Genomic DNA, 13,673 nt, shown 5'->3' with positions numbered 1-13,673 from the left:
TCATTACGCTTCGTAGCGATGTTGCTTAATATGAAGCTTAAGTGTGACACTTTCATTACAAGTGAATTATTTTATTCATGTTTTTATTATAAAAATAAAAAAGGCTTATTACATCTAAGTAATAAGCCTTTTAAATCAGTCAGTTGATTATTTAAACAACCGTATTAATATTTATATTATTTATTGCTTTTAAATCGACGTATTAACATCAATGGTAAAGCGAATATCCATAACCAATAACTTGCACCGCCACTACGTTCAAAGCTTTGATCGCTATTGATCAATGCATCGGAGACCCAACAATTAGGGCTGTCATCAGGTGTAGAGTTTAAATCAGGCGTTAATTTTATAAATATACGCGTTGCACCAACCAAGTCAGTAAAGTCACTAATACTACCGTATTGAAAGCCTTCAGCTAGCACAACGCCATTATCATTAATCGCCGTTGCACTTTGTAAACGAATGAGTGGATGTGTTACTTCAACAACACCATCTTCATCTACAGTTTGAGTACACAGTAAGTCTTCTAAGAACCAGCTATCGCCAGTTGTATTATCATATAAAAATGCACTTTGATTACGAGCACTGCCACCTACGACAGGATCCGTTTCATCATATGCATCTGCTTTACCGACCACAAGACCGTTATTATTCATGTCATAACCACGACTATTTGCCCCCGTATTAGCAGCACTGGTCCCTGCTAAACGTTCTTTGGTTGTTAATACTTTTTTATCAAGAAATGGGAAAGTCACACTGTCATCATCAATATCATAAATAAACATTTCAATTGGTCTGTTGATATTTTTAGAAACAGCATACTGACGATTACCCATCACCACATTATCATCGGTAATGGTTTTAGCCCAAGTATTGTACAATGTATCATCTTGATTACTAACACCTGATGTCGCTTGTGTAAGCTCCGTTGGCACGCCATAACTGCCTTCATCATCAGGCGTCATGATAATCGCGCGTTGACGTGCACCTTCAACATTATCTGAATATTCAAATGATGAGACACCAACTGCAATACCAACATTGTTAATATCAAATGCCGCTGCGCTGTAAGTAACATCACTACCCGAGTCACGCTCTTCATTATCATCTAACCACTCAGTTGCTAATGTAAACCCTGTTAGTTCTGATTCTGTGAATAAATCCGTTCCACTATATTCCCAAGCCCATGCTTGTGTATCAAAACCAGGGCAATAAGTTAACTCGCTAAGCGTGTCAAGATCTTCAATATTTCCTTCGTTATAACAAGCATCGAAATAATCACTATCGCCACCAGCTAACGACACGCTTGAATTTCCTATGATTAATTTTTTTACAGTGCCATTATTGTAAGTGACCTCACGCATCTTATAAGCACTAGAAAAACCACCTTCTACACCCTCAGCTTCATCGCCGTCAAACTCAGGTAATAACGAAACTGACACAATGCTAGTACTTGGATCGGTTACAAAGCCACGTCGTACAAATTCACGCTCACCATCATTATAAGGCGCTGAGCCATAACCAACGGCAAATAGCTCATCATCGATTTTGACGACGTCAGTCATTTTAACTTCGGTGTCTTCGGCAAACCCTTCTATTTTAACATTACTCGTAGCACCTAATGTGTAGCTTTCAGGGTCAAGAACGCCTTGGTTAATATTCGCGGTCGCAGCGCGCCACGCTTGATAACCATTTTCAAAACTTAAATTAGAAGAATTTTCACTTCCTTCATAAACTTCATCACAGACTTCATCATCCAAGAAACACTCTTGATTAAATGTATAAGGCAAGCCAATATCGATATCTTGTTCAAGCCTTGCTTTTAATGCGTAGGCACTAAATGTGTTATCATCTTCAGTGATGCCAGAAGCATAAGGTCCATAATTACTGCCTGTTGTATCAGGTTCAATAATTTCATATTCATAATAAGAAGTTAGTGTAGTCGCATAAGCGCTACTAGCTGATAATAAGGCAGCCAATGAGATACTTTTAGTATATTTCATCTGAAAATCATTCTCCGTTTTGTAATTCGTCCAACTCTTCCCAACGCATAAAAGCAGTTTCTAGTTTTTGTTCTGCTTCTGCTAATTGCGCTAAAAATTGGTCAGCTTCTTTTTTGTCTTTAGTAAAAAATTCAGGTGTATTGATGGTTGCCTGTAAATTTTCTACTTGTTCTTCTAATTGTTCTAAAACAAGCGGTAAACCATCTAGTTCAAGTTGCACTTTATAAGATAACTTTTTCTTTTTAGGTGATTGAACTACCGATTTTTCAACTTTAGCAGGTGTTGGTTTATCTACTTTTATTGGCTGTGTTGACGCTTCACTTTGTTGCTTATGGCGAACAGCATCACTGTACCCACCAACAAATTGTTGAATATTACCATTGCCATCAAAGAACCAAGTATGCGTTACGGTATTATCAACGAAACTACGGTCATGACTTACTAGCAATAAAGTACCTTGGTAATTGGCTAATAATTCTTCCAATAACTCGAGTGTTTCGACATCCAAATCATTAGTCGGTTCATCTAAAATCAAGAAATTACTTGGCTTCAGGAATATTTTAGCTAATAAAAGACGGTTCTTTTCTCCACCCGATAGTGCTTTTACTGGCGTACGAGCACGATCTGGGTGAAATAAGAAGTCTTGTAAATAGCCTAAAACATGACGTTTATTACCATTAATTTCAACTTCTTGCTTACCTTCAGCAAGATTGTCTACCACTGTTTTTTCTGGATCTAATGCATCACGGTATTGATCGAAGTAAGCAACTTCTAATTTAGTACCACATTTAACAGTGCCTTGGTCAGGTTCAATATTACCTAGTAACAATTTAAGTAATGTACTTTTACCACAACCATTTCGGCCAACCAATGCAATTTTATCACCACGCATGATCGTTGTTGAAAAGTCACGTACAATTAATAAGTCATCGTAGCTATATGTTAATGCATCTGTTTCGAAAATAATTTTTCCTGAACGAGCGGCTTCATCAACAATAATTTTAGCTTTACCTTGAACATTGGTTCGCTCTGAACGTTCTTGACGCAATGATTTTAACGCACGAACACGTCCTTCATTACGTGTTCTACGAGCTTTAATACCTTGTCTTATCCAGGTTTCTTCAATCGCTAACTTACGGTCAAACTCAGCATTTTGCTCGTCTTCAACACGTAATGCCTCTTCTTTTGCAATAAGGTATTCTTCATATCCGCCCGGCCATGAACTTAATTTACCACGGTCAATATCAACAATACGTGTTGCTAATCGACGAATAAATTCACGGTCATGACTAATAAAGATGATTGAACCTTGAAATGAGATTAAGAACTGCTCAAGCCATTCGATAGTACCCACATCCAAATGGTTAGTCGGTTCATCAAGTAACAATAAATCTGGGTCGTTTACCAGCGCTTTAGCTAATGCCACTTTACGTAACCAACCACCAGACAACTGATCTAATGTTATTTCTGGGTCAATGCCTAAACGATCTAAGATTTGATTAATTTTAGAATCCAGTTGCCATGCATCTAACTGGTCAACTTGTTCTTGTAATTTTTGTAATTTATTCAGTTGTTTTTCACTGCAATCTTCTGCAATGATGCTTAATTGTTCGTGATATTGACTTAATACTTTACCCGCATTTTCCATACCAGAGGCGACAAAATCATAAGCACTCATTGTACTCGCCGTTGGGGGATCTTGCTCTAAACGAGCGACTTTTACGTCATTATTAATTAATAATGAGCCATCATCTAATTGAATACGACCGTCTAATACTTTTAATAGCGTTGATTTACCTGCGCCATTTCGGCCTACTAAACAAACACGTTCATTCGGTTCAACAACCATGTTAGATTTATTTAATAATGCACCGCCACCAAAGGCTAGTTCTGCGTTATGTAATGTTAATAATGCCACGTTGACTCACTCTTGTTTAATGTACATATTTTACTAAATTGTGGGTTAAATTAAGATTAAGATAAACCACATACTTCCTGTTATCTACAGGATAAAAATTGTTCAATTTTATAATAGTCAAAAGGCCAATCTAAGAATTGGCCTTTTTCATTTTCTAATACTGGAATACGCGTGCCAAATAAAGTTACCAAGTCTTGTTTAAAAACGATATCAACTAATTGATATTCAACTTGGCATTGCGCTAACAATGCCATTGCTTGGTTACAAAGATGACAACCATCAGTATGGTATAGAATGCATAAACTCATTGTTTATTGGTTCTTCTTTATACTTAATTCTTCTTTATCCATATTTGATTAAACCTAACTATGCTTAGTTAGCAACCAACATTGATGGATTTTTTCGTTACCTTTAAAGTCTTCAGGTATTGATGCTTTACTAATATCTTTAACATAAAACCCAAGTGCTTTAATCGCTTCAATATCTAATTTGAAACCACGTTTGTTATTAGAGAAAATAATCTCTCCATTAGGGTTAACACGTTCACTAGCTGACGTTAATAATGCTACATGATCATCCTGTACATCAAACACATCACTCATACGTTTTGAGTTTGAAAATGTTGGTGGATCAATGAAAATAAGATCATACATCTCATGTGCATGTTGCAACCACTTAATACAATCCTGTTGGATAAATTCATGATTACCTTTGATGCCATTTTCTGCAAAGTTCTCTTGGCCCCAACTTAAGTAGGTATTAGACATATCAACACTGGTAGTTGATTTAGCCCCGCCTAATGCAGCATGAATTGAAGCAGTTGCGGTGTAACAAAATAGATTTAGAAAGTCTTTGCCTTTCGCCATATTACCAATGCGTAAACGTGTTGGACGGTGATCTAAGAATAAGCCTGTATCTAAATAATCTTGTAAATTAACAATGATTTTTGCAGGCCCTTCTTGTACTACTAAACGTTGTTTTTTACTGTCTAATTTTTCGTACTGTTGACGCCCTTTTTGGCGCTCACGTACTTTAATGATTAACTGGTCATCAGTTAAATCTAATAAGTAGCGCGTAGTGGAAACAATATCTAAGAAACGACGACGTACTTTTTGTGCGTCTATTTCTTTAGGTGCACGATATTCTTGAATAATTAAATATTCATTGTAGCGATCAATCGCGACGTTATATTCAGGTAAATCAGCATCATATAAACGGTAACATTGAATGTTTTCACGTTTAGCCCATTTGTCTAAACGTTTCATGTTTTTTAATAAACGGTTAGCGAAATCTTCTGCATAAATAGCGGGTTTAATTTGCTTAACCGCTTTAAATACGATTTCTGATTCAGACTCTTCTGCCATTGGGAAGTCTTGAGTGGGTGTGATAGTGCCCCAAGGATTGTCATCTGTTGATTCAACATAAACCACTTCAGCTGCTTTAGTTTGTTTAGGTTGCTTAGGCTGTTTAATTGGCTTAGCTGCTTCTTCAACGATAGCCGCTCCTTCAACAAGGCGCTTAGGTGAGATTCTGTAATTTTTAAGAACACACTCAATCGGACCATTAAAGAATTTAAAGCTTTTACCTGCACGCATCCCTAAACAGCTTAATAATTCAGTATCCATTGCAAACATGCTCAGATTCCAACCTGCAAAAGCTTCTTTAAAGTGATGGCCTAATTCAGTATATAAACTGATGGTGTCACTGAAACCACCCAAACGTTCACCGTATGGAGGATTTGAAATTAACATACCTGTACTTAATTCTTCAGGTGGTAATACTTTTTTGGCATCTTGTACGCTGAATTCAATTAATTCCGCAACACCAGCACGTTGTGCATTTTGACGTGCAATCGCAATCATATCTTTGCTTAAATCTGATGCATAAAATCGAGCAGAACAATCTTTAACAGCACGTTTACCATAAACTTGTGCGGTTGTTTTTAATGTTTTCCACGTTTCAGCGTCGTGTTTTTTCCATTGTTCAAAACCGAACTTTTCACGTAAAGAACCCGGTGCGATATTCAATGACATCATCGCGGCTTCAATAATTAAGGTACCCGAACCACACATAGGATCTAATAAGGCTTCTCCGGCCCAACCACTGCGTTTAATAATACCTGCAGCTAATGTTTCACGTAATGGCGCTTCACCTGCAATAGTACGGTATCCACGAAGATGTAATGGCGACCCCGAAAGATCCAGATAGATTGATGCTTTATCTTTAAATAAACGACCATTAAAGCGGATATCTGCATCACGTTTTTCAACGTTAGGACGTTCATCAAACTTTTTACGGAAGCGATCCACAATGGCATCTTTAATTTTTAAGGCGCCAAACTGGGTATTACGAATTTCATCATTGCTACCAGAGAAATCAATTGAGAATGTTTTATCAACATCAAAATGAGTTTCCCATGGAATATTACTACACCCGAGGTATAAATCCATTGGGTCAATTACTTTGAATTCACTTAATTTAAGTAATACACGAGAGGCAAAACGAGACCATAAACAAACTTGGTAACCTTGCTCTAAAGAACCGTCAAAGCTAACACCACCAGCAATTTGCTTGGTATTTTCAATACCAAGATCTTTAAGTTCTACTTCTAATAAAGGCGCAAGCCCTTTGGCGGTGGGGATAAAATAACTGAACATAGACGCTCTCATGCAATTGTTGAATAAAAAATAGCACGTATTATACCTTGCAAAAGAGATTATCCCTATGGAATTTTCAGCTGTTTATCGTCTATTATTAATCTGTATATTTTGCTGGGTTTGTTTATTAATTTAATAATAAACAAACCCATTTTTCTTTATTTTTTATAAATAGTTTTTATACGTTGCTATAAAATAAGGTTTGATGCAGCTTCACCATGTCGCGCTTTTATGTCATCGATATCATTATCAATTAACAGTCCCATTTTAACTTTCCATTGACCCGCAACCATTACATAATCAGCTTTATGAGCACCACATAAAATTAATGCAGCCAATGGGTCATGTGATCCAGAAAAACGTAATTCATCAAGATTAAACAATGCAAGATCGGCTTGTTTTCCAACCGCTAATTCTCCTATGTCATCTCGACCTAATACTTGAGCAGAACCTTTTGTTGCCCAAAATAGAGCATCAAGATGAGTGACTTGATCCGCTTGATAACGTAAACGATTAATCATTAAGGCCTGACGAACTTCTTGGATCATATTAGAACCATCATTTGAAGCAGAGCCATCAACTGCGAGACCAACGTGTGCCCCCGCAGCTTCTAATTCTTTGGTTCGGCAAATGCCGGAAGCCAGTATCATATTAGAAGAAGGACAATGAGCTATTCCTACTTTTGCTGTACCTAATCGTTTAATTTCTTGGTCATTAAAATGGATACCATGTGCAAGCCACACATCAGAAGACAGCCAACCAACGGATTCTAAATAATCAAGCGGACGTAAACCAAAGGTGCTCAAGCAGAAATTATTTTCATCTTCCGTTTCCGCTAAATGTGTATGTAAGCGCACCCCATTTTCACGGGCAAGCTTAGCTGTTTCTTTCATTAAATCGGTGGTTACCGAAAAAGGAGAGCAAGGCGCTAATGCTAATTGCACCATAGCGCCCTCGCCCTCTTGGTGAAACTGAGTAATCACACGTTGACAGTCATCTAATATTTCAGCATCGCTTTGCACTGTAGATTGTGGCGGTAAACCGCCATCATCTTGCCCTAAACTCATTGAACCGCGGGTTAACATGACACGATTACCAATGAGTTTTGCTGCTGACACTTGGATATCAATCGCTTCAGTTAATGCTTCAGGAAAAAGGTAATGATGATCAGCAACGGTTGTGCAACCTGACAGTAATAATTCCGATAACCCTAACTCCGTTGCAGCATGTAACATATCAGGCTGTAATTTCGCCCACACTGGATACAGTGCCTGCAACCAAGGAAACAATCGTTTATTTAAAGAGGCGGGAAAAGCTCTGGTGAGTGTTTGGTAAAGATGGTGATGTGTATTGATTAAACCAGGTAAGATAACGTGTTGACTGGCATCGAAGATATCATCAATAGGCTGTATTGGTTCGCGATTACTCGCAACAAGCTCAATGATGACACCATTTTTAATAACAATGCCATTGCCTGCATCTTGTTGATTAGCTGTAAAAATTGAAAGTGGTTTTTTAATCCATAGACTGGTAGACATTTGTTCACCTATATAAAAATAGAGCGAACGATAGAAAGGGATTTAACAAGCAGTTAAAAAGGTCAATTACTCAGTCACCTTATATCGTCGCGATATAATAAATAGCAGTGACTTGCGTGTTAATCTGCTGAGAGAATTTAATTGTACCGATTTATTTCAAAATTTAAATAGCGGCTGACAAAGTTTTGAAGAAGCGTCAAAGTAAGAGTAAAGCTAAAGTAGAAGTAGAAGTAGAAGTAGAAACGCTTCAATACAAAAGCGTTTTTACTAAAACTGGAAAATAAATAATAATATTATTTATTTAATAAATATTTAATGCGTGTTTTTAAAATATCAGTAGCGATACGATTTTTACCACCACGAGGAATGATGATATCGGCATGTTGTTTTGACGGCTCAATAAATTGCAAGAACATCGGTCTTACTGTTTTTTTATACTGTGCCATCACTGAATCTAACGTTCTACCACGCTCCATAATATCGCGTGTTAAACGTCGCATTAAACAAATATCCAACGGTGTATCAATAAAGATACTGGCATCAATTTGTGAGCGCAATGTCGAATCTGTTAGTAATAAAATACCTTCAATGATAATAATTTTTTTAGGTGTTAAATTAATAACTTCATCAGTTCGAGTATGTTCAGTGTAACTATAAACAGGGATTTCAACAGATTGGTTATTTTGTAATGATTCTATATGTTGACTTAATAACTGATGGTCAAACGCTTTTGGGTGATCGTAATTGGTTTGTATACGCTCTTCCATTGGCATGTGTGACTGATTTTTATAATAAGCATCTTCGGAAATAATGCCTATTTGATCAGTCCCTAATTCTTGTCGAAGCTCATTACAAATTGTATGTGCAATTAAACTCTTTCCTGAGGCTGATGCCCCTGCAATTGCGATAACGACACAGTGATTTTTATTCAAAATTGACCTTCATAAAATAAATTAAATTTAAAAAAGGTTAATAGGTTAGAGAGCTGAAAATATTTTTAAGTCTATAAAAACTCTTAAAAAAACTTTCTAATCTATTAACACTTAATATAGATACGTTTAATAAGCTGGAAAAAAACGGTTAGTAACATAAGCTAACGTTGCGCCACAAGTAAGTCCGCCAATATTAGCTAACAAATCCAACCATTCACCATAACGGTTTTGGTAAGGTTGGATTAATTCGATAGCACCACTTAACATAGTAAATAAGATGACGATAACAACCCAATAATTTGGCTTCTTTAACATCAGTGGAAAAATTAAAGCACTATAAGCAATAAAGTGGTGACTTTTATCACTACCAGGTACATCGGGTAACTGTGCCATTGGCGTAAGTGATAAAAACGTAATTATTGTGGCTAATATTAATGATAATATGACCCAATAATCTCTTATTAACTGTAGTAGTAGCTTCATAAAATAATGTCCAATTATTTCTTAATTCATCGATTCTGCTAGTTCTGTGAGTAATTCATGCTGACGTTCAGTTAATTCTGTCGGTGTTGGAATGACAACAGTATAAATTAAATCGCCTACTTGATCGCTGTTCATGGCCTTAACACCACGTCCTTTAATTCTAAATTTTCGCCCTACTTGTGTGCCAGCAGGTATTTTCAAATTAATGTGCCCAGTAAACGTAGAGGCTTTAGCGGTACCTCCGACACTTGCAACAGGGAAAGAAGTGACTAAATCACAATATAGGTCATTGCCTTTACGCGTGAAGAAATCATGCTCTAATAACACGACTTCAACAAACAAATCACCACGAGGTGCGCCTAACGTACCAGGGTTACCTTGACCAGCAATACGAACACGCTGACCTTGATTAATACCCGCAGGAACAACGACTGCTAATGGATTTGTTGTATTAGGTAAACGTACTTCTTTGTTACAACCTTCCACACACTCTTCTAATGTTAATTCGATTTGTAGAATAATGTCTGAGCCTTTTTCCGGCTGTGGTTGATGTCGTGGAGGTTGCTGATGTTGTTGGCGTTGACCAAACATATCGCCAAACATGTCATTAAAGTCACCGCCGCCTTGTCCGAATCCACCACGGCCACGTGCTTGACCATTTTCAAATGCACTATGCCCAAAGTCATCGTATTGTTCGCGCTTTTCAGGATCATTTAAAATTTCATAAGCTGCTTTCACTTCACGAAATTTCTCTTGTGCAACAGGGTTATCAGGATTTCTATCAGGGTGATATTTCATCGCTAATTTTTTATAGGCTTTTTTAATTTCTTTTTCAGATGTTGTTTTAGTAACACCTAATACTTCATAACAATCACGTTTTGACATTCTTTTCTCAATAATTCAATTGTAGTTGCATATTGCACAGCAAAGCGCGCGAATTATAGCTTAACTAATTTAAAATCACATAAAAATTACTGAATGCAAAAATAAAAAAAGATAAATAAAGCCATCTTTATATTTATTTATGCTGTATTTTATTTTTTAATAATAATTCAGGAAGATGATGTTAATCAGCAATCTTAAAACGATGAATACAGACTTTAAATTGTATTGAAACTAATAGATTTAAATTTCATTGGCACTAGTAGATTAAGTTTATCAGGGATATTTAGTGCATAAAAGCGGCAATATAATGCAACTAACACAGCGATCTAAAATACATGGCCTTACTTACTTCCATAAATATCTATTCGTAATAAACTATTAACGCTTCTTATTTCATAATACATACCGCCTCTTTCTTTTCGTTAAGTAATTCTATGATCAAATAACTAAACAACTGATTAAAAAGATTATTAGTACTTATTTTTCCTTATAAATTAATTTGATAAATATATATCTTCAATACATAAAAACTATATAAAAACCACAATCAATCAGTTTTACCTATCAATAAGATTAGAATAAACGTTTTTTCTTTTCATGAGATTCCCCCTATTATCCTCATCACTTATTACAAACAACAAGTTAAAAGGGAATGAATATGAAATCTAAATTAAAGGTCCTAGTACCAGTATTAAGTCTTGCAACTGCTTTTAATGTTGGTGCTGAAGTACTTACAAAAGATAATGGTGCTGCTATCGGCGACAATCAAAATTCACTTACTGCCGGTCCAAATGGCAGTGTTTTATTAGAAGACGTTCATCTTATTCAGAAATTACAACGTTTTGCTCGTGAACGTATACCAGAGCGTGTTGTACATGCCCGCGGTACTGGTGCTCACGGTACATTTGTAGCCTCGACTGATTACAGCGATGTAACGACGGCAGCTCCTTTTGAAAGCAAAGGAAAAGAAACACCTGTATTCGTACGTTTCTCTTCAGTTATTCACCCGTTAGGTAGCCCTGAAACGTTGCGTGACCCAAGAGGTTTTGCCACTAAGTTTTACAGCGATGAAGGTAACTGGGATCTAGTAGGTATCAACTTACCCGTTTTCTTTATCCGAGATGCTATTAAGTTCCCAGACATGGTTCATTCATTGAAACCTTCTCCAGTGACTAATATTCAAGATCCAAATCGCTTTTTTGATTTCTTCTCAAATGAGCCAGGTTCAACAAGCATGTTAACACGCGTATTTAGTGATAACGGCACACCTGCTAGTTACCGTGAAATGGATGGATTTGGTGTTCATGCTTATAAAATGATCAATGATAACGGCGATGTTAACTATGTGAAATTCCATTGGAAGAGTCATCAAGGCATTAAAAACCTAGATGCAGATCAAGTTAAAGCAGTGCAATCAACAGATACACAACATATGACACGTGATTTATATGCAAACATCTCAGAAGGTAACTTCCCAAAATGGGATTTATACATCAAAACGATGAAACCTTCTGACCTTAATAAATTTGCTTATAACCCATTAGACGCAACTAAAGCTTGGACAAATATCAAAGAAACTAAAGTCGGTACAATGACTTTAAACAGAGTACCTGATAACTTTTTCCAAGAAACTGAGCAAGTTGCTATGGCACCGGCAAACCTTATCCCAGGTATTGAACCATCTGAAGATAGATTGCTACAAGGTCGTATGTTTTCATATGCAGATACACAGCTTTACCGTTTAGGTTCTAACCACCAGCAACTACCGATTAACCGTCCAAAAGTAGTTGTATTTAATTACAACCAAGGTGGCGTAGGTAATGTGGGTAATACTCAATCTGATATTAACTACCAACCAAACTATGAAGGTGTTACTGAAGATGTAAAAGCACGTCATAGCGAAACACCTCTAACAGGTACAGTGCAACAAAAAGCAATTCATAAAACGCTTGATTTTGCACAAGCAGGTGAAGTTTACCGCGCATTCTCTGAACAAGAGCGCACAAACTTAATCCGCAACTTATCTGGTGACTTAGGTGCTGTTACTAATAAAGAAACTCAACATAAAATGTTAAGTCACTTTTACAAAGCAGATACAGAATACGGTACACGTTTAACGAAAGCTGTGAACGGCGATATCGAAAAAGTGAAAGCAATAGCTAAAACGCTATAAATTCACACACTAATAAGTAGGTGAAGCCCCCTCACCTACTTTTATAACCTGATCATAAAGAGAGGAATAGATATGTTTACTATTAAGTCATTAATTTCGAACAATAGAACGACGAAAAAAAATTGGTTATTGGCGATTGTATTTCCTCTTTTTCTAATAGCGATAACGTCTCCATTCACCTTTGCTAATGCTAATGCTGACGAAGCCAATCAAGAAAAAGCCTATGAACAACTAATACCTTACTACTATGCTGCAGCACGTACTGGTGACAATGAAGTCATTAACGAGTTTTTAAATGCAGGTTTACCGATTGATGTTAAAAATCATAAAGGTTACACCGCATTAATGATTGCAACATACAATGGACAAAAAAATATTGTTAATACGTTAATTAAAGAAGGCGCTAATGTTTGTGCACAGGATAATAAAGGTAATACCGCTTTAATGGCCGCCGTATTTAGAGGTGAATTTAGTATTGCTAAAACATTAATGTCTGAAGATTGTGATGAAAACCAACAAAATAAAGCAGGTCAAACAGCCGTCATGTATGCAAGTTTGTTTGGTCGTGAAGAACTTCGTGAATTATTAGTTGAGCGCGGTGCGGATATTAACTTACAAGATAATAGCGGTAATTCAGCTACATCTATTGAACAACTTCAATAACCTTCTATTGGTTAGTATTACTTCAAAAAGCAGTGAATATTAAGTAATGTAAATAACCTCAGCTCAGGATAAGCAAAGCGATACAACACCGCTATTTCCGGGTATTCACTGTTAACTTATCACTGAACCTTCCCTCTTTTTAAAAACAAATCAGGGTCATTATTAAAACTGATGACACAAGCATTGCAAATACAAGATTTATTGGCAAGCTCAGCAGGCACTAACGTTAAAAGCTGGGCGGGTATTTTTATTACCTTACACCAACAACTATTAGCGACATCACATTGATTATCCTTCAAACAAAAAGGACAGGATTTATTATCTATATTTTGACTCATTTTATTGCCCTTAAAAGTAATTAATGGCTCATGTTTGATAAATAGACTCAATAAATAATGAGCAAAGCATCTATAAAAATAGC

Annotated in this window: 11 protein-coding genes; 2 read left to right on the top strand and 9 right to left on the bottom strand. The window is 36.4% G+C overall.

What is annotated here, in order from left to right:
• Positions 1 to 176: 176 nt before the first annotated feature.
• The 8 genes from GQR59_RS06265 to GQR59_RS06230 form a co-directional block, all read right to left on the bottom strand.
• Positions 177 to 2,003 (bottom strand): DUF3466 family protein, encoded by a 1,827-nt coding sequence (locus GQR59_RS06265; protein WP_160061170.1) that lies wholly within the window; start codon positions 2,001 to 2,003, stop codon positions 177 to 179.
• 7 nt (positions 2,004 to 2,010) lie between these two features.
• A complete protein-coding gene (gene uup / locus GQR59_RS06260; protein ID WP_160061169.1) occupies positions 2,011 to 3,921 on the bottom strand; it encodes an ATP-binding cassette ATPase Uup in 1,911 nt (636 codons plus the stop codon).
• A gap of 80 nt (positions 3,922 to 4,001) precedes the next feature.
• Complete coding sequence (locus GQR59_RS06255) at positions 4,002 to 4,229, bottom strand: glutaredoxin family protein (RefSeq protein ID WP_160061168.1); 228 nt, start codon at positions 4,227 to 4,229, stop codon at positions 4,002 to 4,004.
• A gap of 54 nt (positions 4,230 to 4,283) precedes the next feature.
• Entirely contained in the window at positions 4,284 to 6,578 is a 2,295-nt protein-coding gene (rlmKL, locus tag GQR59_RS06250; RefSeq protein ID WP_160061167.1) for a bifunctional 23S rRNA (guanine(2069)-N(7))-methyltransferase RlmK/23S rRNA (guanine(2445)-N(2))-methyltransferase RlmL, read from the bottom strand.
• 188 nt (positions 6,579 to 6,766) lie between these two features.
• Positions 6,767 to 8,116 (bottom strand): 8-oxoguanine deaminase, encoded by a 1,350-nt coding sequence (locus GQR59_RS06245; protein ID WP_160061166.1) that lies wholly within the window; start codon positions 8,114 to 8,116, stop codon positions 6,767 to 6,769.
• Between the two features lie 293 nt (positions 8,117 to 8,409).
• Positions 8,410 to 9,048, bottom strand: coding sequence for a uridine kinase (gene udk / locus GQR59_RS06240; protein WP_160061165.1), 639 nt, complete (start codon positions 9,046 to 9,048; stop codon positions 8,410 to 8,412).
• Positions 9,049 to 9,174: 126 nt separating this feature from the next.
• Complete coding sequence (locus GQR59_RS06235; RefSeq protein ID WP_160061164.1) at positions 9,175 to 9,531, bottom strand: VanZ family protein; 357 nt, start codon at positions 9,529 to 9,531, stop codon at positions 9,175 to 9,177.
• Between the two features lie 21 nt (positions 9,532 to 9,552).
• On the bottom strand, positions 9,553 to 10,416 hold the full coding sequence (locus GQR59_RS06230) for a DnaJ C-terminal domain-containing protein (RefSeq protein WP_160061163.1): 864 nt from the start codon (positions 10,414 to 10,416) through the stop codon (positions 9,553 to 9,555).
• Between the two features lie 652 nt (positions 10,417 to 11,068).
• Between GQR59_RS06230 and GQR59_RS06225 the strand changes: the two genes are divergently transcribed.
• Together GQR59_RS06225 and GQR59_RS06220 are read left to right on the top strand one after the other, a co-directional pair.
• Positions 11,069 to 12,589, top strand: a complete 1,521-nt coding sequence (locus GQR59_RS06225; RefSeq protein WP_160061162.1) for a catalase — start codon at positions 11,069 to 11,071, stop codon at positions 12,587 to 12,589.
• A gap of 72 nt (positions 12,590 to 12,661) precedes the next feature.
• A complete protein-coding gene (locus GQR59_RS06220) occupies positions 12,662 to 13,252 on the top strand; it encodes an ankyrin repeat domain-containing protein (RefSeq protein WP_160061161.1) in 591 nt (196 codons plus the stop codon).
• Between the two features lie 119 nt (positions 13,253 to 13,371).
• On the opposite strand, the gene GQR59_RS18985 is transcribed toward GQR59_RS06220, so the two are convergent.
• Positions 13,372 to 13,590, bottom strand: a complete 219-nt coding sequence (locus GQR59_RS18985) for a cysteine-rich CWC family protein (RefSeq protein WP_160061160.1) — start codon at positions 13,588 to 13,590, stop codon at positions 13,372 to 13,374.
• Positions 13,591 to 13,673 lie beyond the last annotated feature (83 nt).

It is taken from the genome of Psychromonas sp. L1A2, from assembly GCF_009828855.1.
Classification (GTDB): Bacteria; Pseudomonadota; Gammaproteobacteria; order Enterobacterales; family Psychromonadaceae; genus Psychromonas.
This window is presented reverse-complemented; position numbering and strand designations above follow the sequence as displayed.